A 23,726-nucleotide genomic window follows, 5' to 3' on the forward strand; every position below is an offset into this window, starting at 1 on the left:
GCCTCCGAGGGAACTCCCGCGCGTTGCGCGGGCGGACTCCTCGCGTTGCGAGGAGTTGGGCTCTGCGCTGCGCTCCGAGCCATGTTTCCTTCCGTCAGGAGTTTTGCTTGATCCGGAGATTGGGCTGGTGCCTTCCGGCTCGCCGCTTGCGCTCTGAGCCGGTGGCTCCCTCGTCGCTACGCTCCTTGAGGGAGCTTTGGGGTCCGTCCGCTGCGCTCCCGGACCCGGCCCGCGTTCGCGGGCGGCTGGCTACGGGGTAGAGAGTTGAGCTGGTTCGCCGCCTGTTTCCTTTGTATCGGAACTTTTGGTGAATCCGGGTTAGGGGTGGGTGCCCGGTTGCGTTGGAGGTTGCGGTGGGCGGGCCGTGGTGTGTCCGGTTGGGATGAGGTGATGTCAGTCAGAGGCGGCTACAAAGGTGTTGGGGTTCTCTTCGTGTGGGCGCCGAGGTGTGTCAGTCGTGCTGCCACCAGGTCACCGCCAGGCCGGCCAGAAGGGCGCCGATGTGACGGGCTGCTCCGGTGACGAGTGCCACGGAGACGAGGCGCCACCACGGGGCCGGGGTGAGTGTCACGTCAGCCTGGTGCGGGGTGGCCGAGGAGGTGCGGTTCTTCTTCAACACGGTAGAGGTCCTTCTCTCAGTCAGTCGTGGCGGCGCCCTGTGCGCGGGGTGGGTTGATGCAGCGCGGCGGCTCGCCGGGTGGTGTGTGCTGCTGTGTTGATCGTGGCAGTCGGGTGGTAGGCGCTGCATCCTCAACTGGGGCCCGGTTGGCGGGAGAACGATGTAATTTCCACCCCGTGTACACCTGGGAGAGCATCAGCGGGCCCGGCTCCATCGACGACCTCGTCGCGGATGCCCATGCGGCCGGCTATCCGGACGTGACCGTACGGCGGATCCACGACTGGATCGCCAAGGGGCTGCTGGACCAGCCGCGGCTGCGTACCCGGCGGCAGGGTTCGGACAAGGCCGAGCACAGCGCCACCCAGCGTCGGCTGCTGCTGCTCCTGCTGGACAAGCGGCAGCAGGTACAGCATCTGAGTGCGCTGGCGCAGGTTCCGTTGGCGATGTGGCTGTGGTGGAACGGCTACGTGCCCACCCGGCAGGCGCAGCGGGCGTGGGCGACGTGGGTGGGGCGCGGCCGGCGCAACCAGGAGGTGGCCCGCGAGGGCGCTCTCGGCCTGCTGGAGCAGGTCGGGCATCAGCTGGCCACGCCGACCGCGCGGGCCCGGTTCGTGCGGATCATCACCGAGCTGGGCAACGGCAAGGCCCTGACGGTGCGCGGGCGGGCAGAATTGCTGGACGCCGTGCGGGACGTCATGGAACCGGACACCGTGTTCGCCGCCAGCAGCCTCGTCCGCGCGCTCGGGCCCGCGCAGACACCGATGACCGTCGAGACGGTCGTGGACCACGTCGAGGCCCTCAGCATCGCGCTGAGCCGCACCCTGGACGGGAAGGTCGACACCACGCTGCTGGCCAACCTCTTCCGCGAGCCCACCATCCAGGAGCAGTTCGACCAGGCCGGACGGCAGCTACTGCTCGTCCTCGGCATGCACCTGATCCGGCCCCGCAACCGGCCGGGCTCACGGCAGTAGCCATCCATGACCTTGCGTCGGTGACGAGCCAGATCACCGACGAGGCGCGGCCCTCGACGAGGCGGGCATGGCATCTGCGGGAGCCGGACGACTACGAGCTCCTCGGCCTCGGCTGCCTCAGCACCCCCGCGGCCGCAGTGGCTGGAGCTGTATGACGGAGAGGAAACTTGCCGCTCGGGAGGCAGACGCACCGGCAAGTCTTCCCACGCAGGAACACGGCAGCCTCTCAGAGGAGCTGCGCCATGATCGGCCGCCTGAACGGGCCCGAATCACAGGACGGCGCGCCGCAGTCTCCCCGCCCGCGGAGCAGAGTAGGACCCGACCAATAGGCCCCTTTTCCAGCGTGAATAGGAGATAGAGGCGGTCGGCTGTAATATCTCTACGAAGCGCATTCCGCGAAAACTGAACAGGAGAAGGAGAGTCACATGGCCGACCTCGATGAAGAATCCAACGAGGCGGCCGAGACCCAGGTCCCCGATCCCGTCAAGGAACCGGACGTTGAGCCGGACCAGATGGCGGCCCACGCCCACGGCAAGACTTCGTGGCGTGAGGAGGCGTACATGACGCTGGGGATCGTCTACTACGGCGGTCACATCGCCCTCTGGGCGTGGCTGCAGGTGCAGGAGCAGCTCTTTCCGCTGGTCCACCCCTACATGTAGACCGCGGAGCCCGACCTCACGGTCAGTGGAGTCGGGCTCCGCGACGGTCGCGGCATGCTCCAGGAGGCTTGGAAAAGTCCACATCCACAAGGCTCCCGGGTGAAGATTCAACCGGACCGTGTCCGAAGACTTTGGTTGCAGCCAGATTCTTCGGACACGGTCATTCTAGCGCGCTACGGAAGTGAACTAATCACGCCGTAGCGCGTTTTTTCAATCTGACGGTTCTGTCGAAAATCTAAAAAGTGGATTCGCCACACCGTACCAAAGTTGCCGGGATGGCGTTTTCACCATCCAGCACATTTGTCGTTTCGGCCCATCCGGTCAGATTGCCCGTCCTACGAATCTGCGATCCCGGCAGAACGCGAGGACTGTGAATCGGTGAACGAGATTCGCCGGACGTCCCCGCGGGACCGGCCCGGGCCCGCGAAGGCGAAAGTCCTGCTCGAGCATCTGGGCGGCGCCGCGCCCAACCCGCAGGCAACCGCGCAGTGGCGGCGATCGCGGTCGCCCTCGACCACACCGACCGCCACAGCGCTGTACGACCCGAAGGACCCGTTCGACGAAGCGGTCGCCGCGGTCTACGTCCAGGCCTCCGGCGGACTCGGCGACCTGTCCGCGCCGGTGCTGTCCCTGACGGCCGGCGACACCGAACGGCCCGGCCTGCTCAGCTACATCAAGGCCTGCGGTTCATCCGGATCGAGGCGTTCGACACCGACGCCGCGGTCACCGCCACCGCACTCCTGAGGTTCGGGCACTCCTGGGCCGCCGTCCACGCCATCCACGCCGCCCGCCCCTCCCCCACCCACCCCAGCGGACGATTCCTGCTCACCCTCACCCCCAAGGCCTACGCGGGCACCGGCGTCCAAGCCGTCCACCCCGACCAGTAGCCGACAGCCACCCCGCCGGCAGACCGGCACGATCGTCGCGTCGGCCCGGGTCTGGTCGGGCCGCGCCCTGACAACCACGAAGACCCGGTGCTGCTCTCGCCGGGAGCAGCACCGCTCGCACAGGGCGGCTGCGTCGTCCGGACGGCCATCCCTCCGTCGGCCGGGGGCGGTTACAGCACGTGGGCGTCGATGTCCCCTGCGGTGATCAGGGCGTTGCGCAGTTCTTTTGTGGGCTGGGCGAGTTGTGGGTCCGGTGGTCTCTGGCCCATCGCGGCCAGGAGAGTGCGGGCGTGCTGGCGGACGGTGGCGTCCCGCCATGGGTCGGTGCTGGGGTGGGCGACGAGCAGGGCGGTGAGTTGCGCGGCTGCGGGCTTGTCCGGGTGATGGGCGGATCGCTCGGCGATGTGGTCCATATCGCGCAGGGCAGGCGTGTGGCGGGCGGAGGCAAGAGTGAGGTCGAGCCAGACCGTGTCGTTGATGCTGGCCTGGGCGAAGGTGCCCGCTCCCGCCAGGGCGCCTTCGGGAAGGTCCGCTGCCAGGGCGGCCCGCCACAGCTCCACGACGGCGGCGGCCGGGGCAGCGGCGGCGCGGGCAGCGCGGTGGGCGAGGAGTTCCAGCAGCCGGGACACCGCGGCCGCTCCGCCGTCCGCAGCGGCGAGCTCGGTGAGGAGCGCGGTCGGGTCGCCAAGGAAGTGCGGATCGTCCAGGAGGGCCAGTGCCACTTGGAAGGCGGCTTCTCGCGGGGTGCTGGTGCGCAGCCGGGTCAGGAGTTCGGCGCGGTCAAGTTCGACGAGCAGCGGAAAGTGGGAGAGGCCCCAGCGCAGCCAGGCGGAGGCGGCGGAGGGGGTGCCGTCGGCCGGCAGGTGCAGCAGGACGCTGCGACGGTCCAGGAGCCAATCTCGGGCCCGCTGGTGTAGCAGCGGCAGGTAGGGGCCGAGGGCGGCGGCGGTCCGGAGTTGGGTGCCGGTGGCTTCGGTGATGGTTGCCAGCTGCTTGAGGAGTCTGGTGGGCAGGCCGTCACCGGGAGCGCCGTGCTGGTGTTGTGCGTGTTCGAGGAGGCAGTGCAGTGCGCGGGCGGCGGGGTCGGTGCCGACGAAATCGGCGGGGATCGTGCCGGGTGGGGTGTCGTCGGGCGGACTGGCGGGTGGGCTGGTCAGAGGTGCGGTCAGGGCGTAGAGGTGGTCCAGGACGGCCGGGAGGCTGTCGCCGAGGTCGGTGCCGGTTCCCAACGCGAAGAGCACCAACAGGAGCATCGCCTGTTCGGCCAGATGCGCCGTGGACGGCTGGTCGTCGTCCGGGTCGGTCGCGGGAGGCTCGTTCGCGGTTGGGTCGGTGTCGCGGTGTACGGCGAAGGCCGTCGTTGCGGCCTCGGCCAGTGCGTTGCCGGGGAACGTGTCGCGCTTGGCGACCTGTTCAGAGGCGAGGTACAGGTAGAAGGCGCGCAGGCGGGGCTGGGTGAGGCGGGCGGTGATCTCGGCCGGTGCCGTGGTCCAGGCAACCGGATCATTCTGGATCAGGGCGCGCAGCACCTTTAGGTAGCGCCAGTCGCCAGCGTCGGGTGCGGCGGCCAGCGCGTCGGCGGCCGCGGCGGGGCCGTGTTCGGCGGCAATGGCCGCCGCCTGGGTCTCGTCGACCGCTGGCGGCAGACTGCTCATGATCTGGACGAACGGTTCGGCGGTGCGCGGGTCTGCCGGACCGGACGGCTTGGCGCGGCGCAGCAAGGACAGCACCGGCTCCCAGGCGGTGAGGACCGGTGCGGGCAGCACGGGCGACCAGTCCCACACCCGCACCCAGGCCCGCGGTGGCGGGCCGGACGAGGAAGGGTCGTAGTCGGCGAGTTCCTTCGGGCCGGGCACGGGGCCGCAGGCGTCGGCCAGCTGCGCGTGCAGGTGCGCGGCCGCCTCGGGCGGGCAGTGGCGGTGCAGGTAGTCGACGAGCCGGGCGCCTTCCGGCGTCGGGCGGTGGGCCAGCAGCGCGGGAAGCAGCTCGGTGGCCTTCTCCCACCAGGTGTCGGCCTCCTGGGAACCTGCGGTGGCGTCGGGCGGAAGCTGCTGGAGGTGGGCGGCCAGCAGCCGGTCGCGCAGCTGTGGGTCTGCCTTCCCCACCTGCCGCACCAGTGCCGCGGTGCGCTCCACCAGGGGCACCCCGGCGCGGGCGTCGGCCGCTGCCACGTCGAGGACCGCCCGCGCCAGCACCGGGCCGAAGAAGGCCTCCGGGTGGTCCAGCGCGACCTCGTCCAGATCCCGGCGGAAGACGGCGGTGTGCCGGACGGCCGGGTGCGTGCGCTGCACATCGGCCTGCAACAAAACGGCGAGCACGGTCCGGATCAACGGCAGGCACGGATGCGCCGGGCCTTCCTCAAGGCGGCGGGACGAGGGGTAGGCGGTGCGCCGCAGAGCCAGGAGCAGCTCGGCGGCCTCATAGGTGGGCAGCTGGGCGGCGGTAAGCCGGGGGGTGCGCTCTCGGGTCTCGTCGCCGGGCAGGTCCCCGTCCTCGGTGGCTGTCCGGAACTCCTGGTCGTGCTCGACGCGTACAAAGGCGGCCAGCAGCATCTCCACCGTGCGGATCCAGTCCTCATCGCGCTCCGCCAGCGGGATGTCGCCTGCCCAGTCGGCGGCCAGCCGTAGCAACCAGCCGTCCGCCGCCTTAGGCTCGCGCCCCTCGCGGGTCAGGGCGGACACCACGGTGCGCACCTTCGGGTGCAGGCCGATGCCGGGGCGGGCGGCCAGGCGCAGCAGCGCGCCCGTGGCTTCCGGGCCGGCCGCCGCTATTTGTGCGGCGTGCTCGGCCAGCCACGTCCGTGCCTGCTCGGGGGCGACTTCGGTGAGATGGTCGAGGTAGGGGGTGGCGGGCCAATTACCTTCCGGGCTGGTGGTGTCGGGCAGCAGCCAGACCTCATCCAGCAGGTCCAGCCAGGCCGCGGCCGGGCGGGAGAGGAAGAAGTACCGCATCGCGCGCGGATCCGCCCACGCCTTCAGCCTCTCAGCGTCCTCGACCGTGGGACTTCGCAGGCCGGTCAGTTCCAGAACCTCCGCGGCACGCCCGGGAAGCGGCACGAACACCTCGCGCGCCAGGCGCAGAACCTGCCGGTAGCGGGCGCGGGCCTGGCTGGAAGGGCCGCCGTGCAAGACGTCCGACGTGCCGCCGTAAAGCTCGCCCCAGGCATCCAGAGCACTCTCCTGCGCCGCGCCCAGGCGCTCGCCCATCAGCCGCTCGGCCACGCCCATCGCCCGACGCCGGTGATGCCCGCCCGGCCGCTCGAGTTCGGGGCGCAGTCCCTCTGCTGCCTCACGGATACGGCGCAGGGCCGCTTGCGGGTCACGGGAGCCGCGCTTCTTCCTTCTGCCCTCCCCCGCTGCCGGTTCCTCGTCAGGAGGCTGGTAGGCATCCACAGCCTTCAGCAAGGCGCGGGCCGCGCTCTGCAGGCCGACCGGCTCGCGCCCGTCTTTCCGGGACCCGGGGAGCTTCAGCAGCGCTTCCGCCGCGCCCCTTATGCACGTTTCGGCGATCTCCGCCTGCCGCTCGTAGCGCTCGTCCCCCAGCATCCGGTGCGCGTCCCGCAGCAGCCCCAGCGCCCGGGCCCCGGCCTCGCCCTGCTCCAGCAGTGCTGCGGCCAACGCCTCGTCCACCGGCTTGAGTTCAGCTTCGCGGCTGGGTGGGGCGGCAGTCGCCGGGGTCGCGTCGTCCATGCAGGCCACCGTAGACGACACGGTCTCGCGAACCGGCGGGTAGCACTCGATCACGGGCGTCCAAGGGAGCCCACAGGCGCGCGCCGATCGGCAGGCGCACGCCGCAGGTGCGCTTCGTGGACGCTGCCGGGGCGGAACGTGAGCCAACAGTCCGCACCAGCCTGAGTCTTTACCGACTGCCTGCTGGACCGGCCAGATACTGCTGGACACGACGGCGGGCCGCCGGCAGCGGATTTCCGCCTCCTTGGCCTTGCAAGATCCACGTCCGGGACACGAAGTAGTCGGGCTGGCGGAAGGTGGTAAGCAATCTGCCGTTGGGCTGCAGGCGGTGCTCGGTGAAGCCGTCCAGAGCGCCAGTAGCGACCGGTGTGCGGGCCCACGGATTGTGCAGTACGTGGAAGCCCTCGCTGAAGGTCTCGTGCTCCTCGGGCCCGTAGTCACCGACGACGTAGCCGAAGGGCACGGCCAGGGACGCGTTCGGGTCAGGGTCGTACATGAGGCCGACGCGGGCTATGGCCACGTCTTGCGGGCCGTAGCCCCGTTCGGTTCCCATACGGGCGAACTTCGACACGGTGGCACTGTTGGTGAAGATCACGGCGGCTAGGTGCTCGGCTTCGGGTTGGGCGAACAGGCCGCTTGGGATGGTCTTTTCCTTGTGCCGGTGTTCTGTGACGACCTGGGAGTTCAGCACGAGCGAGCCGTGGCTGTCGCGAGTGGCGACGTCCCGGATCCCGTAGAGGTAGGTCGCCAGGGAGCTGACGGTGTGGATCAGGGAGCTGGGGCTGTGAAAGGACTGCACGGCGAGTACGAAAGGGATGCCGTCGACGTGCGGCTTCTCCCAGTAGGCATGGCCCTTGGCATCGCGGTGTTCGAGTTTGCGGCGCAGGGCTTTGCCGATCTGCATGGTGAACTCCGCTTCCGCCGCCTCCATGTCGTCGGGGATGCGTCGGCGCACTGCTGTGGCGATGTCCACGTCTTCGGCCGTCTCGCCCTGGGGCGGGTTGGTCGTCGTTGCTTCGATGGCGACGGGAGTGTCGCCGCCCACCAGGAAGTCCGGTGCGGGGTGGGTGCGGTCCAGTTCCTTGCCATGTTCGCGCAGGGCAGCATAGAGGGCCAGTTCGAAGACGCGAGCGGAGAAGCCTGCGGTCTGGAACTCACGGACGAAGCTGTGGTCGACGTCGGGATAGCCGGCGAAGGTCTCGTCCATGAGGCGGCGGGCGGCGGCGTAGGCATGGGCTCCGCTGAAGTCGCGGAACTCGCGGCTGGCCTTCTCCGGCGTCATCTTCCGGGCGAGGTCAAACAGGCTTCGCGTCATCATCGGCCTCCAGCGTGCCGGTCAGGTCAGGGTAGGGATGGCAGGTGGCCGTGGGCATCGACCTGTTGGCGGCCCCATCGGGCCAGGACGTTGGCCGGGAAGTACGGAGTTTGGCCAACGTCCGTACGACGTGGGTCACTGCGGCAGGTCTTCCAGCCGGGCGAGCAGGCCGGCGGCGGTGGCGACGGCCGCGATGGCGTCGGCGCGGGTCCAGGTGAAGTGCTCGGTCGTACCGGTGTCGTCGTGCGGGGCTCCGCTGAAGAGGGCGTAGGCGCTCTGGGTGAGCACCGCCCAGCGTTCGTCCTGGTCCCGGTCGCCGGCCCTCTTCTTCATCGCCTGGTCGTGGAGCTTCCTGCTGTTGCAGGTCTCGCGTACGGGATCGAGGGCTGCTCGTGCGAGGGCTACGGCGTGCTCGTAGCGCTGGTCGCGGATCGCGGCCTTGGCCTCGCGGATGCGGCGAGCTGCGGTGGCCCGGGTCTCCACGGTGGTGAGGGGGATGAGGACGTCGACGAAAGCGCCGGCGTCGAGCTGGATGAGGGCGTTGCTCCACGTCGCGTGCGGGATGCGGATGATCTCATCGCTTCGGGCGACGGGCCAGTGCTTCGCTTCGGCCAGGGCGGTCAGGGTGAGGGCGGCGCGCAGGGACAGGTCGGCGCCCGCGCGCGTCTTCTCCAGGCCGCGCAGCTGCCGGTCCGTCACGGTCGTCTCCAGCGTGATCTGATTCTTGTACGGCTTCAGCGCGACGGGTCCCGTGGGGGCGTGGAGGGGGCCGATGTAGCTGGCGGGGTTGGGCATGTCGTGCACCCAGAGGCTGCCGGAGACGAGGAAGGGAGCGTCCACGGTGTAGTTGCCGCGGGCGGTCACCTCGAAGGTCAGGGCGAGACGGTGGACGTCCCAGCCGGGGGTGAAGGTCACGTTGTGCTGCGCCTGGACGTCGACGCTGTAGTCGTTCATGCCGAAGGGAAAGTCGGTCATCATTCCTCGCCTGGTTGAGCCCTTGCCCGATGTTCGCAGGCCAGTCGGCGCAAGGGCAGCGGTTTTCGCGGGCCATGGCGGCGTGAGCCGGCGTTGACGCCGGGACGGGTCCCCGGTCGACGGTCAGCCCGCCAGCAAGGCAGGTGGTGGCTGAACGGCCGGCTGAGTCCCGCCTGCTGAGAGCCGACCCGCACGCGGACCGCGGCCAGGCCCAGCCGGCGTCGCCTGGATGCGGCGGGAGAAGGCTCCCTCGCGCGCTCTGAGCCTCACGTCGTCCCCGCTCGGCGTCGCACGATGACTTAGGCCCAAACGCCCTCATACGCGGGTGAAAGGCGGAAGGCCTACGCGGGCACCGGAGTCCAAGCCGTCCACCCCGACCAGTAGCGCGGCAGCCACCCCGGCGACAGACCGGCACGATCATCGCGTCGGCCGGGCTTGGTCAGCCGTGACCTGACAGCCGCGAAGACCACGCACAGGGCGGCTGCGTCGTCCGGACGGCCATCCTGGTCGAGGTACGTGGTCACGCGCTCGTCGATGCCTCGGCTTACTTGCGGGAGTAGGCAGAGGGCGTGGTGCGGTTACCGGCGACGATGCCGACGACGACCGCACGGTCTGTTGTGGCCCCGTGAGGCCGGTGGGTGGTGGTCCAGGCGACCTCATCGACGCGCAGGTTGCCTTGCGTGTCGTCTTTCGGGGTGAGGTCCAGGACGAGGAGTTGTCCGAACGGGGCGTTGGTGTTGCTGTATTCGGCGGCTTGGGTGAGGTAGCGGCCCTCGAGGTACCGGGGATTGTTGTCGGTGGCGTCCTGTTTGACCTCGGTGAGGTAGCGCAGGGCGCCGAAGTGCGCCATGACGTCGGCCCGGCCCATGCCCACGTCGACGGGTTCGACGAGGACGACGTTGTGCAGGGGCCCTTTCTGGAGCCACTGCTGGAAGTCGCGTTGCAGGTCGGCTTCGACGGGCTTGCGGTCTCCCTCAGGTTTGCGCCGGTAGTCGAAGGGGGCCGGCTCGCCCTTCTTGGTGGAGCCGACCAGGTTGGTGCGGGTCAGGTCAGAGCGGCTTTTGAGGAAGAGGAGAGTCTGCTCGACCAGCACGGAGAAGGTCTGACGGACTTCCCCGGTGAACGCGGGATGGGCGGACAGCTCGGTCACGAGCCGGTCGAGTGTGGGCACGATGAGCGGGTCGGTGGCCTTGAGCCGGGCGACGTCACTGTCGTGAGCGAGGCCCTCCAGTAGGAGGAGCTGCTGGTCATCGACTGTGCTGGCGATGCTCAGGGCTTGGTCTTTGAGCTGGAGGAGCAGGGTGGGGGCGAGGCGTTGCAGGCGGCCAAGGGCTGCTCCGCCGGGGTCGTCGTCATCGCTGCTGTCGTCGGTGGCGTTGGAGGAGGCGGCAGGGCTCGTCTCGCGCTGGGCTGCGGTTTCGATCGCGGTGAGCAGGGCGCTGGCGGTAGCGGTATCGAAGCCGCGGGCGGCGTGCTGGTCTGTTTCCTGGGCGGCGCGGCGCAGTTGTGCCAGGAAGGCCTGCTGGCGCAGGAAGCCGTCTTCGATCGCGGGCTGGACCAGCAGGGCCAGGCCCTGGTCGGTGTCGTCTCCCAGGGGGCAGACGGTGCGGGCAGCGCTGTAGGCGGCGAGGACGGTGTTCAGGGCTTGCCAGGCGTCCATCCAGGCGTCGTCTTGGAGGGCGGTGGCCGCGGCGCGTAGCTGGAGGACGAGGTGGTGCCAGGCGATTTCTGCTGAGCGCCGCGGCTGGAGCCATTCGGGCTGGTGGGAGCGGTGGAGCCAGGCTTGGCGCTGATCCAGGGTCTCGGTGATCTGGTCGGCGGCGTGGTTGATGGCTGCGGCGTCTGCCCGGCCGAAGGCGAGGATGGCGTCGCAGACTGCTGCGTAGGTGAGGGCGTCGTGGCGGGCTTCCTCGGCCTGGGCGGCGGTCTCGAACTGCCGGCGGGCCTGGACGAGGTGGGTGGTGACGGTGCCGATGTCCGGGGAGGACAGGGCGCGGCGCAGCAGGTCGCAGCCGAGTTCGAACATCGCGTCCACGTCGGTGGCTTCGTCGTGGGTGAGCTGCTGCAGCAGGGTGCGTACCGTGTCGGCGATGGTGTCTTCGTCGGCCCAGCGGTCGAGGGTGAGGCCGAGGAGGCGGGGCAGGCGTTCGAGGAAGTCTTCGGGGCCGTCGGTCGGCACGTCCTCGAGCGTCTGCCACAGCTTGAAGGGGGTGACCGCCTCGGCGACGGCGAGGCGTACGGCGCCTTCGAGGCGCGCGGCGGCCAGGAGCGGTGCGGCCTCGATGCGGTCGGGCAGTCCGTCCAGCAGTGCTGCGGTCAGGGGCTTTCCCAGGGCCTTGGCGGCCGCGGGGCTGTGGAGCAGGGCGTCCATGGATGCGGTGAGGTGCAGGACGCTGTGCTGTGCGGCGAGTCCGGTGGGGAAGGCGGTGGCTGCGGGCTGCCATTGGGTGTCGCTGCGGTTGTAGGCGTCGGCGACGGCTTCGGCGAGGTAGGGGGCGAAGGGACCGGCGGCCACGTCGCCGGCCTGGCTGGCGACGGTGTCGGGGGCGAGGCCAAGGGCAGGGAAGGTGATGGGTTGGCCGTCTGCGGCCAGTTCGGTCAGCCGGTCGGCGAGTTGCGGCACGGCAGCCGTCCTTTCCTGCGTGCTCTCAGGTGCGGTATCACCATAGGGAAGCGCCGGGCTCGGCCTGCCGGAGGCTGTCGGCGGGCAGGGCTGCGCGGGCCAGGTCGAAGTCCGCGGTGGTGATGACTACCTGCAGGTCGCTCTCGGCTGCGACGGTGGCCAGCTCCTTGAAGAGCTTATGGGCGTCGGCGGACTGCATCTCCTCGGACTTGGGGCTGTCGATCAGCAGCAGGCCGGGGTGGGTGGATACGCCGTTTGCCCGGCCGACCCGGAGCAGGGCGATGGCCACGGCGATGCGCAGCCGCAGGCGTGCGCCGGCGCTCTGGTCGCTGAACCATTCCTGCTTGCTGCCGAGAGGGAAGATCTTCAGGCGGGCGCTGCGGTCGATGGACACCGACTTGAGGGAGGGGACCCCGAACAGGGTCGCCAGCTCGGCGGTCTCTTCGTTGACCTCTTTGAACAGCGCCTCGGCGGCCGTCTTGCTGTCCTTCTCCAGCAGAGCAGCGGCAGCTCCCAGGACCTTAATGGCCTTGGCCTCGGTTTCGTCCAGGGCCGGTTCCTCGGGCTCGCGGAACACGCTGAGCGCGCCTTCCAGCCGCAGCACGTTCTCCTGGGCGGCGAGGCGAGCGGGCAGGTCGGCGGCGGACTGGGCACGCCGCAGCTGCTGCTGCGCGCCTTCCAGCCGGCGTGTCAGGCCGTCGACGGTGGTCTCGGCCCGTTCCAGGGCCTGCTTGGCTGCCGCTTCGGCGGCCGTGCTCGTTTCCAGCCGCTGGTGTGCCTCGGCGGTGATCTCCTGCGGGTCTTCGTCGTCTCCGGTCACCTCGCGCGCGCACACCGCGCAGGTGTGGGCGTGCCGCTCCTGCTGGCGGCGCGCGTCGTCGATCTGCTGGTCGCAGCGGGGGCAGCTGGTCGGGTTCAGGCCGTGGAAGAGCAGGCGGGCGGTGGCGCTTTCGGTGACGTCGTTGAGGAGCTTGGTGGCCTGCTGGCGTTCGGTGCGCGCCTGGCGGAAGACACGTACGGCCTCGTCCCAGGCGTCCTGCGCGTCGGCGAGTGCCCGGGCGAGCTGGACCGCGTCGTGGGCGAGGTCGGTCAGGGAAGCGTCCGCGCCGTCCCTGGGCAGCAGGCGTGCCAGTGCGTCGCGGGCCTGGGTAAGTTCGGCTTCCAGGCGTGCGCGTTCGGATGCGCGTTCCGCTGCTTCGGCGGCCGCCACCGCGCGGCGTGCCTTGTCCTCGGCGAGGCGCACGTCGTGCACGGTCTTGACGCGGGTGAGGGCGGCGGCCGCGGGCAGGTCCAGGAAGACCTGCAGTAGACGGCCCGGCAGTCCGTTGGAGGTGACCTCGCCCAGCAGTGCCTTGTCGCCGCCGGCCGGGAGGTAGACCGCCCCGAAGTAGGCGGGCCATCCGTGGGTCTGGGTGCTGGTCTCCTTGAAGCTGTTGACCAGGGGCTGCAGATCCATCCGCCTCAGCATCAGGCCGGCGATCTGCTCCGCGTAGCTGTCGGTGCTGGAGGCCCGCAGCAGGGCGGTGATGCCCCGGTCCGGGGCGGGTCCGCGTACGCCGGCCAGTGCGTCCGGGTCGGGGCCGGTCAGGACGACGGCCGCAGTGATCTCCCCGTCGGTGAGGTCCAGGCGGAACGCCATGGGTTCGCCCGCGACGGTCGCGTCCAGGTCGACGTGGTGCATCCAGCTGCGGACACGGCTTTGCATCTCACTGCGCGGCGTGCCGCGCAGGCACCAGGTCAGCAGTTCCAGCACCGACGTCTTGCCGCGGAAGTTCGAGGCGACCAGCGCGGTCAGGCCTTCGGAGAAGGACAGTGTCTTGTCGAAGGGGCCCGGCTCGACGTCGCCGGTGCGCTCGCCGGCCACCCGCAGCCGGTGCACCCTGAGCGACCTCGGGCGTGCCGGGGAGATGACCAGCGGCAGCCCGTATGCGGCGAACACGTCTCGGACGTCGTCGACCTTCACGCCCGTCTTGTCCGCGATGCGCGTCTCCAGCAGCGCCTCTTCCTGCACCGTGGTCATGCTCCCCCCGCTCCCTGTGCCTGCATCTGCTGCCGGAAGGCCGCCAGCCGGCGGCGCGCCTGCCCGCTGATCGATCCGATCCGGCGCCCCCTTGGGGTGTCGGCGTACTCGCGCGTCAGGTACTGCTGCTTCTTCAGCTCGCTGCCGCTCCTCTCCCCCGCGAGCCGCAGAACGTCCTCGACGCGCTGCACGTAGTAGCCGAAATCCGGTTCCTGGCGGATGATCTCCCGGGCGACGTGGCGGCCGTGCTCCAGCAGGAAGTAGTCGTGCTGGCGCACCCGGTTGACCGTTCCCCGCCGCTTGCGGACCAGCAGCCCGGCGCTGCGCAGCACCGCCAGGGCGTCGTCCAGCCACTCGTAGGCGCCGAAGTGGTGGCGGAGCATCGGATAGCGCCGCACCTCCGGCTCCTCGGAGTCCAGAATGCGGCCGGCGAGGTCCAGCAGTGCTTCCTCGGGCTCGTCCTCGTAGGCCGTCAGCAACTCGTTGGCCAGGTAGTCCGGATTACGCAGCCAGAAGTCCAGCTTCTGCAGCTTGACCTGCGTCCGCATCACACCCACCGCCCGCTCCAGGCCGGACACGGCCTTCTCCACCTCGGTGAGCGGCTCGCACACCCCGTCGATCAACAGCAGCAAGCGCACCGCGTCCTGCTCCCGGCTGGTCACCGCGACCCCCGGCCCCTGCCCCGCCCCCTCGTGATCCATCACGTCAGAGTAACCACCCGCACACGAGCCTGACCATGGAGTGACGAGACGAATAGGAGTGCACGCATACAGAAGCCCTGGCCCCGTCAGGCAGGTCGGCGCCACGACCGTCCACGCCCGGAGCACTGCGCGCCCGCCACTGTCCGGCGGGGCCACCACCTCCCCGTGGTGGCGGCCGGGATGCGGGTCTGCGTGGAGACGGAGCAGGCGCTGCGGTCCGTGGCACCAGGCCACACTCGCGGTCATACATGCGCTGACATCCGTGGCGGCCGCCCGCCGGGTACACGGTGCGGGACCGGGACGGCGGATCCCGGCCCCGCACCGTGAGATTCGCGGCCAGCCCTACCCAGACGCCCGGTGGCGAGCAGGCGGGAGCAGACGGCACCACGCCGGGGGCGCGCTACGGGCATGCGAGTTGACCGTCGAGAGAGTGTGGCGGGACCGGCCCGTGGTCGGACCGGTCCCGTCGGTGCAGGCCCGGCGTCAACCGGTCTGCGGTGTCCCTGGGTTGCTTCGGTTTGCGGCCAGTAGCGTGTCAGGGAGGCCCGAGGTCGGGGCGGTGTGGGGGGTGCGGCCCCAGCAGGCCTGCTGGGGCCGCACCCCCCACACCGCCCCGACGCTCGAACGTGGTTGGTATCCAGGTTCCCGTCATAGCCCCGTCGCGGCAAGGCAACGTGGAACGCCGGTGAGCCCGCAGCCGGGGCGGCCTGCCCGTCGAGCTCGGCAAAGGCACTGGTCGGCTACGGGCGGGTGGGCCGGACGCTCTCGTTCCGGCCGTTGAGCAATTGATAGGACGCCTGGAACGCGCGTGAGCCGAGGAACCACGCGGATGTGACGGGGCGTGGCATCCTGCACTGCACCGGGGCGCGGCAGCGTCAACTGCCGTAGGCGCACCGGTTTTTGCGGCCAGTAGCACATCACCCGTGCGGGTCGCCGGCGTCGGAAGCCGTCGGCGGCCCGCCCGTCTGCCAGGGAGGCAGTCCAGCATGTCCACCACCCTCAAGGGCGCCCCCGCGCCCACCCGCGGCCGGCGCCCGTCCCGGGCGCCGGTCACCGCAGCGCAGGCCTTCGGCATCAGCGTCTTCCCCCTCCTTGGCGCAGGTCTGGCCGCTACCGGCATGCCGGTGCGTGACGTGCTCGTCCTCCTCGCCGGGTGCGGGGCGATCGGCGCCGCCGTCTACGCCGTCGGCGGGAGCGGCCGTCTGCTGCTGCAGGCCTTCGCGGCGGCGCTGAACGCCGCCGCTCGCCGGTAGGGGGAGGTTAACGACCATGCGTGCGGTGCGAAGCGCCCCCGCTGGCTCGCCCGGTGCCGCTCTGGGCTCGATGCTGGAGAACCTGCGGCAGCGGGCCCAGCTCACCTTCGCCGAGCTCGCCGAGCGCACCGCCGCGCTCGGCGATCCGGCCCTGGCCGTCTCGGCCGCCACCCTCAAGCGCGCGGCTGGCGGTCACGCCCTGCCGAAGGAAAGCACCGTCGTGGCGTATGTGCGCGGCTGCGGCGCTACCCCGCAGCAGGAGCACAAGGCGCTTCAGTTGTGGAGACGGGCCCGGGCTAAGGACCGCGGCATCTTGCGCCACCTCCACGCTCCCGGGGTGGACAACATCCGCACCCGCCAGGACTTCACCGCCGCACTCGCGGCCGTCTACGAGGGCGCCGGGGCGCCACCGCTGCGCACCGTCCAGGAGCGTGCCGGCACGGTCCCGCAGCCGAATGGGGTCCCCAGCGAGCGTGAGGTGTTCCTGCTCCCCCTCGGGACCCTCTTCCGGATCGTCCACCGGAAAGTCAAGCTCCCCGCCTGGAACCACTGCGAGGCCTTCCTGCGGGGCTGCGGTGTCACCGGCCAGCGCACGCTCGCCCAGTGGCAGAAGGCGTGGCGTCGGGCGTCCACGGGTCCTGTCACTGCGCCTCACGGCGCGCGGCAGCCGGTGCGGGCCAGGGTCGGAAATCTGGAGCAGCTCCGCCGTGTCACTCAGGCGACCCCGACGGGTGGCTCCGCCCTTGACCGCCTGACGCACTACACGTTGACGTTGCCTATGCGCGATTCCCAGCTGGACACCGCCTTCGCGGACCTGTACCGGGAGTTGATGGGTCCCGCGCGGCGTAACGGCCTCGCATCCGACACCGGGGTCGACGCCATCCTCGTGTCCGGCGACGGCTCCGTACAGCTCGTGCAGATCGAGTCCAATGCTGCACCGCCGTCCGGGTCGAACCGGCGTGGGGAGCGGCCCAAGGGGAGGGTCCCCCTTCGCGGGGCGCAGGTGTGGCGGGAACCGCGCAGGATCCACCGGCCTGGTGTGGGCCAAGACGCGTGACTGCAGGACCGGTCACCATCAAGGGGGCCATTGCGCGGCTGGAGTGTCGGGCGGTCGGCCCCAGCCGCGCCGTGCTGTCACGGCGGAGCGTGATCAGCGAGATCCGTGCGCCTGCGGGTGTGGCCCGCAGGCAGTTCGTCCGGCATCGAACCGGAGCCACACTCGGTCGTGTGAGTGGGCCGGGTAGCGCCTACACCAGAACGGCCGGCACGGCGTCCTCGGCCGTCCAGTCCCCCTCGAACAGGGCGGCGATCAGGCGTACGTGGTGGTCGGGGAGCTGGCTGGAGCGGTGCTTGGTGCGGGCCTTGGCCAGCCAGGCGCCGATCCGGACGCTCTCGCCGTCGACGCGGATGCTCTCGCGGGCGGCGGGGACGCGGCCCTCGCGGTGCAGGAAGAGCTCCAGCAGTTGCACGATCTGCTCGAAGGTACGGCGGGTACGGCGGACGGAGGCGAGCGGATTCGCCTCGGGGGTGAGGCCCAGGGCGGTCATCAGCTGCTGCTGGCCATCGGCGAGGGCTTGCCAGGCGGTGAGCTGGCGGGCCAGCCAGGAACCGATCTTCACGCCGCCGAGCTGGGTGTCGCGGGTGAGGGTGGCGGGGTCGGCGCCGTCTGCGAGGTGGGCGCGCAGCAGGTGGTATTTGCGGTGCCAGTCCGCACCGTGCGGCAGGCGCCAGTCGGGGGCGAGGGCGGTGAGGGCCTCCACACGGGCGGGGTCGAGTTCGTGTCTGGTGGCGAGGTGGCGTTGTTCGGCCAGCCAGGCGCCGACCGGGGTGGTCGCGGGAGCGGCGAGGTGACCGTGCACCCGGTGGTAGTCGGCGGCTGCGGCGAGACGGGAGCGCCAGGCGGCGTCGTGCTTGTCCCAGATCATGCCCAGCGCGTCGAGCTCGGCAATCCAGTCGGCGTCGGCATCGGCGTCGAGGCGGCCGGCTTTCGCCGCGTCGCGCATGCTGGTGATGAAGGTGCCGAGCCGGTATCCGGTGGGGTCGGTGTAGTCGGCGGGCACGTCGAGGTGGCCGTACTGGTCGCGGTAGGAACGGGCGGCGGCGAGGCCGAGGCGGCGGGAGCGGGAGACGGCCGGGTCGCGGGGGTCGAAGGAGACGAGGTCCATCGCCTGGGCGATGCGTTCGGGGTGGACGGTGAAGTCGAAGTGCCAGCGCCGGGCGATGACGTCGCTGGTCTCGCGTGGGAGGCGGTTGGCCTTGTCGGGGAGGCGTTCGAGGATGCGGTGGTCGTGGCTGGCCAGCGCGCAGGCGATCGCCCACACCGGCTCATACGCGCTGCCCAGGATGTTCTCGCTGTCGGCGCCCGGCGGGATGTAGACGGGGACGACGAGGCTGGCGGTCTTGCCGGAGATGTCCAGGCGCAGGGCGCGGCCGAGGGCCTGGACGCAGCGGATGACGCTGCGGGTGGGGTCGGCGAAGACGATCGCGTCGACGGAGGGGATGTCGACTCCTTCGGCGATCAGCTTCGAGTTGGCGAGGACCGCGGTGTCGGCGGCAGCGAAGCCGGTGAAGATGCCGGCGCGCTGGGCGGGGGTGTGCTCGCCGTGGGCGAAGAACAGCTCCGGGTCGATCCCGGGTGCAAGGTCGGGGTCCGTCCGGCGCAGCAGGCGCAGGGTGTGCGGGAGTTCGCGGGCGAAGCGGCGGGCGTCGGACACCAGATGGAAGTAGACCAGCACCTTCTTCAGGTTGTGCTCGGTCATGGCGCGCAGGACCGCCAGGTGCAGGGCGGTGGTACGCAGCGCACCGTCGTCATTCGCCTCCCGGGCGGCGGCACCCGTGGGCGTGGTGCCGGGGGCGGGCAAGTTCAGGCGGCGGCGCAGGTCGGTATCGGTCAGGGTGGGCACCACGATGCGGTAGTCCGCAGCCCGGCCGTCCGCCACTGCCCTCGCGAGGGGGTAGTCGACGACCTTCTTGCCGTACACCTGCTCGTTGTCCATCGAATTGGCGAACGCGTCCACGTCCGGCCCGGCCGGGCGCCTTCGGCGCGGGCGGGTGAGGTCGGCGGACTCCGCCAGCTCCGGGGCGGCGAAGATGCGGGGCGTGGCGGTCATGTAGAGGCGGCGGTCCGCGTGGATGCGCTTCGCGTCGTTGACGATCGCCCACTTCTTGTCGGCCCGGCCCGCGATCCGGTGAGCCTCGTCCATGACCGCCAGGTCGAACGGCGGCACCGCGAACCCGGTGTTCTGGGTCTCCTCGATCTTGGTCAGGGAGTCGTAGGTGCAGATCACCGTCAACGCCCGGAGCTGGTCGGGCCCCTCCCCCACCACCGACATCGCCGCCGCCAGCGCGAGCGGGTCACTGGTCGAGCCCACGCGCGCGGCTACCAGGTCATCACGGCCGGCAGCATCCAGGGAGGAGACGATCACCATGTGCTCGCCGTGGCCGTCGCCCCGCCACGCCAGCGCGGTCTGCGCGGCCAGGTCAAGGGTGGGGACGACGAACAGCACCAGCCGGGCGCCGAGTCCGTCCGCGACGCGGATGGACACCAGCGTCTTCCCGGTGCCTGTCGCCGACACGAACAGCGCTCTCGTCCCCGGCCGCCGCAAATGCCGCGCCAGCCGCTGAACCGCGTGCACCTGATCGGGCAACAACGTCTTCCGCCCCGACGAAGGGGACGCAGTACCGGCGACGACACTCATCAGACGGAGGCTTCCTCAACACGTAGCGAGCAGCAGGCAGCCCCACACCCGCACACCGGCGTACCGCACACACGGCAGGCGCGTCGATCGCAGCGGCCGGGCAGGGCATAGACATAGGCGGCAGCCTAGAGCCCGGCACCGACACAAGCGGCCTCACCGCATATCCCGGCCAGGTCCCAACTGACCGGCGAGCCCCTTTATCTGCCGCAAGCGGAGTCTCGGCACGGCGCTGACACGGGAGGCATGCCAGGCGCAGTGGCGGCAGCGACCGCGTCGTTCTGGTTGGGGCGGAGCGTCAGCTCAGAAAGGGCCATGGGCGTGGGCGGCTTCCAGGGACTCGGCGGTCAGGGGGCGGGGACGCGGTGGTAGGCGAGGTGGTCGAGGATGTGCTGGTGGGCTTCCCAGCCGTCTGGGAATTTGGCGGGGACACCGAGGTGGACGGGGTCGTTGGAGGGGTGGCGGTCCAGGAGGTCGGTGATGCCGGCGCGGGCGACCATGATGCAGGCGTGCCGGTGACGTGAGGCGAGCACGCACAGGCGGCCGGCTTCGAGGTGGAAGGCGGAGGCGTCACGGCGGCCGGACAGCGGGTGTAGAACGATCGTGACGGCGAATTCACGGCCCTGCAGGCGGTTGGCGGTGTCGGCGCGTACGCCCCGGGTGTGGGGGTTGTGGTTCAGAAGGTGCTGGATGTGGCGGGCCTGTTCGCGGTGGGCGGTACCAATGGCGATGTCGGCAGGCTGCAGGCGGCGGCCGTCGGGATGGTTCTCGCAAACGGCTTCGGCGCCGCGGGTCAGCAGGCGGGCGGCCAGGGCGACCGTGGCGTGGGCGGCTTCGGCGTCGATGCGTGCGGTGTGCCGGGGCGGGAGTTCGTGCAGGGCCCAGCCGGTGCGGGCGGCTTCCTCGACGGTGGCGTCGCAGCGGTCGTGCAGGCCTTGGGTGGTGAAGGTGAGGGTACGGGTGGCGGGGGCCGTTCCCGGCTGGAACGGCGTGAAGGGGTAGAACGCCCGGGAGACGATGTCGGCCGCTGAGGGCGGAAGGCGCCAGGAGACGGGCAGGGTGCGGACGACTGCGTCGTTGTAGTTCGTCAGAACGGTGACGGCATTGTTGAGTGGGTCGTGGGGCAGGCCGATCCACCGGGGGGTGCTGATGATGGAGAACGGGTCGAGCTGCCCGGGGTCGCCCACGAGAAGGGCGCGGTCGAAGAGCTTGGCGATCAGCAGGAGGGCGTCGGAGCGCATCTGGTAGGCCTCGTCGATGATGGCCCACTGCCAGTAGGCGCTGTCGACGTACGCCCATTTCATGGCGGTGGCGATGATCACGTCGCAGGTGAGGACGTCTTTGATGTCCGTGCTGATGATGGTGTTGGGCAGGGCCAGAACGTGTTCAGGGACCTCGTAGGTGCCTCCGGTGAGGCGTCCCAGGCGCAGTCGGGAGGCTGTGGGGTCGGCGAGGCGGATGAGAAGGTCGTCGACCTGGTGGTTGGTCTGGGCAACGATGATGCATCGTTCGCCGGCGGCGGCGAGGGTGCGGGCGGCCCGGACAACGAGGGTCGATTTCCCAGCGCCCGGGGGCGAGTCGACGACGAGGGGCTGGGTGGTCCCGCCGGTGAGGGCGGTGAGGATGTCGGCGACGGCCGCATTGGCCAGGTCGGCGGGCGGGGTCGTGGTCAAGGCTTCTCGGTCTCTTCCAATGCGGCGGCGGGGTGGTTGTGCTGGGGGCCGCCGTGGGTCCAGGGGGTGTTCTCGCGGCTTGGGAAGGCGGGTCGGCTAAAGAACTCGGGGGCGAAGGTGAGTTCAAGCTGGTCCCCGACAGCGGGGACAGAGTCGCTTCGGGGCTTGTTCACCGTGCCGGTCAGCGTGGTCACCTCCAGCAGGAGGTCAGTGCCCTGCCCGCGTGGGGTGATGGCGCGAACGGCCAGGTGGACGCGGGGGTTGTGAGGGCCGGCGAGCAAGTGGCCGAGGTCCAGGCGCACCGGGTCGGTGGTGTGCAGGGTCAGGCGGGGGCGCAGCCGGGGGCCCCTGGCTCCGGGGATGGTGTGGCGAGCGTCGACGTCGGTGACGGTGCCGGCGAGGGCTTCTCCGGTGGTGCGTCGCTCGGCCATGAAGAAGGGGTCTTCCAGGGCGCAGTGAGCGTCGAAGGCGGCCTGGGCCAGCTCCAGGCGGGCGAGACGGCGGGCGGCGGAGACGGCGTCGTCCTTGATGGGCTGGGGACGACCGTCGGTGGTGAGGTAGGTGCGGTAGGCGGTGAAGCGGTCGCGGTCGGCGGCCCAGCGGCGTTGGGCGTCGGGTATCTCGGGCAGGGTGCGCAGCAGGCCGAGGGCGCGCCAGGCGTCGTCCCAGGTGGGGCGGAGGTAGGTGTGGAGGAGGTCGTTCAGGCGGTCGGTGTGGCGGGCTATGGCGGCGGTGTTGCCCTCTGCGGCGGCGATGTCGTAGGCCGTGAGCAGGGGGTCGAGTTCGAGGCTGTCGAAGGAGGGGTCGGTGGCGGGGCCGGCGGGCCGGTGCAGCCGGCCGTCGGGGCCGGGGAGCTGGGGGTTTTCGGTCTCGAGGGCGGCGTGCAGGCCCGTGGTGCCGGGCGGGGGGTCGATCCAGGCGAGGAGGGCAGCAAGGTGTTCGTCCTCCAGGCGGCTCTGGCCGGTGATCCAGCGGGTGGTCAGCAGGTCGGTCAGGGCGAGCAGGAAGGCGCTTCCGGGGTGCTCGGCGTGGTCGGCGAAGAAGGTGAGCCACTGTCCGAGGCGGCCGACGCTGTAGGCTGGGTCGCTCTCCTCAGGCGGCTCGGTGAAGCGCAGGGCGCGGCCCAGCCGCTCGACGTAAGTGATCGACTTGCGGTTGGCGACCAAGAGCTGAGGGGCGTGGGTGTGCCGTTCGCGGGCGGGCTTTCTGCCTTTCGCGGGCAGGCGTTCGGTGTTGCGGAAGCTGTCGATGTAGGTGAGGACATGGTCGGCCAGCTCTTGCAGGAGTGTGGTGGGCCGGCCGTGGGGCGGGGTGACGAGGAGGTGCGGGCGGGCCGGTTCGGTGCCGAGCATGACAGCCAGCGGGGTCGCTTCGGTGCCGGAGTGGTTGAGTGGGAGGAAGACTAGGGGCCGCTCGGTGAGGTGGAAGTGGCTGACGAGGCTGGCGTCCTGGGCTGTTTGGGTCTCGGCTGCCTCCAGGCGCAGCAGGGTGGACAGGCGGCTCATGCGGACTCCCGCAGGTGGGTGCGTACGGCGTGGGCGTGCCGGAGGGCGGCGGCCAGGTCGGCTTGGTCTGGGGCGGGGCGGCGGGTGTCGTCGGCCAGGCGCAGGGCGGTGCTGATGTGATCGACGCCGCCGAGGTCGTCGCGGATGTCGCTGCCCAGGACGTCGATCAGTCCTTCGTCGCGGGCTTCGCTGCGGCAGACGTAGGCCAGGTCGCAGAAATGGCGGCAGGTGGGGGTGTAGCGGGCGGGGGCGGTCTGCAGGGCCGCGGTGAGGTCCTTGGCGTCGCGGGTGGGCCGTTCGTCCCGGTCGAGGGCAAGGTCGAAGGTCGTGTGGGGCGGCAGCGCGTCGAGCAGGGGTCCGATGCGGGTGAGCCGGTTGAGCTGGCGGGTGAGGGCGGCGATCTTCTTGCGTGCGTCGACGATGCTGGCGGTGGGGTTGCGGCTGAAGTTGCGTGGGGTGATGAGGATGATGTCGTGGGAGACGTTGTCCCCGTCGAGGCCCTCCGATTCGAGGAGTTCGCGCAGCGCGATGACGTAGACGGCGGCCTGGGTGACGGCGGCGGCCACCTTCGCCGGGTCGGCGCGGCCGTCGAGGACGGCAAAGGACTTGATCTCGATGATGTGGAAGACACCGTCGACCTGGAAGGCGACCACGTCGGGTTCCAGGTAGACGGGATGGCCGGCGACCGTGAGCTGCAGGATGGGGTGGTCCAGCAGCGTGCGCACGGAGCGGGGGGAGCGCGCCGCTTCCAGGACGGCGGTGCGGGTGTAGGCATGGCGGACTGGCAGAGAGGCGTCCTGGCTGCCGACGGCGGCGAGGTCGGTGTGGGCCGCCTCGTGCAGGGGCAGGCCGAGGACATCGCGCAGCAGGCGCAGGAGTTCGGCGCCGCCATCGGCTTTCACTTTTTGCTCGAAGACGGCCCCGTTGCGCAGGGCGATGGAGGACTTGGCGAGCGGGCGAGGCTTGCCCAGGTGGACGGCGATCGCGTCCTTGTCGACGCCGGCGGCGTCCATCAGGGCCCGGCGGGCGCAGCCGGGGTTGGTGGTGAGGGCCGCGAGGGTGCGGGCGTCGTGCCCCTTGGCGGGGGCGGGGCCGCGCAGTGCGTCGAGCCGGTCGTTGAGCAGACTCACGGATCTTCCTT

17 protein-coding genes are annotated in these 23,726 nt (G+C 70.7%); 6 read left to right on the forward strand and 11 right to left on the reverse strand.

Annotated features, from left to right (window positions below):
• Positions 1–451: 451 nt before the first annotated feature.
• Positions 452–619 carry a hypothetical protein gene (locus GT045_RS34660; RefSeq protein ID WP_161336626.1) on the reverse strand — a complete coding sequence of 56 codons (168 nt, stop codon included), beginning with the start codon at positions 617–619 and terminating at the stop codon, positions 452–454.
• A gap of 176 nt (positions 620–795) precedes the next feature.
• Here GT045_RS34660 and GT045_RS34665 point away from each other — a divergent pair, with 176 nt between their 5' ends.
• From GT045_RS34665 to GT045_RS40245, 4 genes are all read left to right on the forward strand, one after another.
• Entirely contained in the window at positions 796–1,590 is a 795-nt protein-coding gene (locus GT045_RS34665) for a hypothetical protein (RefSeq protein ID WP_161336627.1), read from the forward strand.
• Between the two features lie 20 nt (positions 1,591–1,610).
• A complete protein-coding gene (locus GT045_RS40575) occupies positions 1,611–1,745 on the forward strand; it encodes a hypothetical protein (RefSeq protein WP_272926935.1) in 135 nt (44 codons plus the stop codon).
• Between the two features lie 270 nt (positions 1,746–2,015).
• Complete coding sequence (locus GT045_RS34670; protein ID WP_161336628.1) at positions 2,016–2,249, forward strand: hypothetical protein; 234 nt, start codon at positions 2,016–2,018, stop codon at positions 2,247–2,249.
• Between the two features lie 378 nt (positions 2,250–2,627).
• Complete coding sequence (locus tag GT045_RS40245) at positions 2,628–2,993, forward strand: hypothetical protein (RefSeq protein WP_237539108.1); 366 nt, start codon at positions 2,628–2,630, stop codon at positions 2,991–2,993.
• Positions 2,994–3,306: 313 nt separating this feature from the next.
• Here the strand turns inward: GT045_RS40245 and GT045_RS34680 are convergent, their stop codons facing one another.
• From GT045_RS34680 to GT045_RS34705, 6 genes are all read right to left on the reverse strand, one after another.
• The gene (locus GT045_RS34680; RefSeq protein ID WP_161336629.1) at positions 3,307–6,825 is read right to left on the reverse strand and encodes a hypothetical protein; all 3,519 of its coding nucleotides are present in this window, start codon (positions 6,823–6,825) and stop codon (positions 3,307–3,309) included.
• Positions 6,826–6,994: 169 nt separating this feature from the next.
• Positions 6,995–8,143: a hypothetical protein gene (locus GT045_RS34685; RefSeq protein ID WP_161336630.1), complete on the reverse strand. Its 1,149-nt coding sequence runs from the start codon at positions 8,141–8,143 to the stop codon at positions 6,995–6,997.
• Positions 8,144–8,275: 132 nt separating this feature from the next.
• Complete coding sequence (locus GT045_RS34690) at positions 8,276–9,115, reverse strand: hypothetical protein (RefSeq protein ID WP_030940604.1); 840 nt, start codon at positions 9,113–9,115, stop codon at positions 8,276–8,278.
• 544 nt (positions 9,116–9,659) lie between these two features.
• Positions 9,660–11,738: a hypothetical protein gene (locus GT045_RS34695; protein WP_161336631.1), complete on the reverse strand. Its 2,079-nt coding sequence runs from the start codon at positions 11,736–11,738 to the stop codon at positions 9,660–9,662.
• A gap of 37 nt (positions 11,739–11,775) precedes the next feature.
• A complete protein-coding gene (locus tag GT045_RS34700) occupies positions 11,776–13,758 on the reverse strand; it encodes an ATP-binding protein (protein WP_161336632.1) in 1,983 nt (660 codons plus the stop codon).
• On the reverse strand, positions 13,755–14,459 hold the full coding sequence (locus GT045_RS34705; RefSeq protein ID WP_161336633.1) for a hypothetical protein: 705 nt from the start codon (positions 14,457–14,459) through the stop codon (positions 13,755–13,757). The genes GT045_RS34700 and GT045_RS34705 overlap by 4 nt, the downstream gene beginning before the upstream one ends.
• A gap of 986 nt (positions 14,460–15,445) precedes the next feature.
• Between GT045_RS34705 and GT045_RS34710 the strand changes: the two genes are divergently transcribed.
• The gene (locus tag GT045_RS34710) at positions 15,446–15,712 is read left to right on the forward strand and encodes a hypothetical protein (protein ID WP_161336634.1); all 267 of its coding nucleotides are present in this window, start codon (positions 15,446–15,448) and stop codon (positions 15,710–15,712) included.
• Between the two features lie 16 nt (positions 15,713–15,728).
• Positions 15,729–16,769 (forward strand): helix-turn-helix transcriptional regulator, encoded by a 1,041-nt coding sequence (locus GT045_RS34715; RefSeq protein WP_161336635.1) that lies wholly within the window; start codon positions 15,729–15,731, stop codon positions 16,767–16,769.
• 190 nt (positions 16,770–16,959) lie between these two features.
• On the opposite strand, the gene GT045_RS34720 is transcribed toward GT045_RS34715, so the two are convergent.
• From GT045_RS34720 to GT045_RS34735, 4 genes are all read right to left on the reverse strand, one after another.
• The gene (locus tag GT045_RS34720) at positions 16,960–19,410 is read right to left on the reverse strand and encodes a DEAD/DEAH box helicase (protein WP_161336636.1); all 2,451 of its coding nucleotides are present in this window, start codon (positions 19,408–19,410) and stop codon (positions 16,960–16,962) included.
• A gap of 344 nt (positions 19,411–19,754) precedes the next feature.
• A complete protein-coding gene (locus GT045_RS34725) occupies positions 19,755–21,080 on the reverse strand; it encodes an AAA domain-containing protein (RefSeq protein ID WP_058846746.1) in 1,326 nt (441 codons plus the stop codon).
• Positions 21,077–22,585, reverse strand: coding sequence for a hypothetical protein (locus GT045_RS40580; protein WP_161336637.1), 1,509 nt, complete (start codon positions 22,583–22,585; stop codon positions 21,077–21,079). The genes GT045_RS34725 and GT045_RS40580 overlap by 4 nt, the downstream gene beginning before the upstream one ends.
• Positions 22,582–23,715 carry a hypothetical protein gene (locus tag GT045_RS34735; protein WP_161336638.1) on the reverse strand — a complete coding sequence of 378 codons (1,134 nt, stop codon included), beginning with the start codon at positions 23,713–23,715 and terminating at the stop codon, positions 22,582–22,584. The genes GT045_RS40580 and GT045_RS34735 overlap by 4 nt, the downstream gene beginning before the upstream one ends.
• Positions 23,716–23,726 lie beyond the last annotated feature (11 nt).

This window comes from Streptomyces sp. SID486, assembly GCF_009865385.1.
Lineage (GTDB): Bacteria > Actinomycetota > Actinomycetes > Streptomycetales > Streptomycetaceae > Streptomyces.

Bases quoted from the DNA above. Each gene is read 5' to 3' on its own strand.
- GT045_RS34670 (WP_161336628.1), top strand. From the start codon at position 2,016: ATGGCCGACCTCGATGAAGAATCCAACGAGGCGGCCGAGACCCAGGTC.
- GT045_RS34680 (WP_161336629.1), bottom strand. From the start codon at position 6,825: ATGGACGACGCGACCCCGGCGACTGCCGCCCCACCCAGCCGCGAAGCT.
- GT045_RS34685 (WP_161336630.1), bottom strand. From the start codon at position 8,143: ATGATGACGCGAAGCCTGTTTGACCTCGCCCGGAAGATGACGCCGGAG.
- GT045_RS34690 (WP_030940604.1), bottom strand. From the start codon at position 9,115: ATGACCGACTTTCCCTTCGGCATGAACGACTACAGCGTCGACGTCCAG.
- GT045_RS34700 (WP_161336632.1), bottom strand. From the start codon at position 13,758: ATGACCACGGTGCAGGAAGAGGCGCTGCTGGAGACGCGCATCGCGGAC.
- GT045_RS34705 (WP_161336633.1), bottom strand. From the start codon at position 14,459: ATGGATCACGAGGGGGCGGGGCAGGGGCCGGGGGTCGCGGTGACCAGC.
- GT045_RS34710 (WP_161336634.1), top strand. From the start codon at position 15,446: ATGTCCACCACCCTCAAGGGCGCCCCCGCGCCCACCCGCGGCCGGCGC.
- GT045_RS34715 (WP_161336635.1), top strand. From the start codon at position 15,729: ATGCGTGCGGTGCGAAGCGCCCCCGCTGGCTCGCCCGGTGCCGCTCTG.
- GT045_RS34720 (WP_161336636.1), bottom strand. From the start codon at position 19,410: ATGAGTGTCGTCGCCGGTACTGCGTCCCCTTCGTCGGGGCGGAAGACG.
- GT045_RS40580 (WP_161336637.1), bottom strand. From the start codon at position 22,585: ATGAGCCGCCTGTCCACCCTGCTGCGCCTGGAGGCAGCCGAGACCCAA.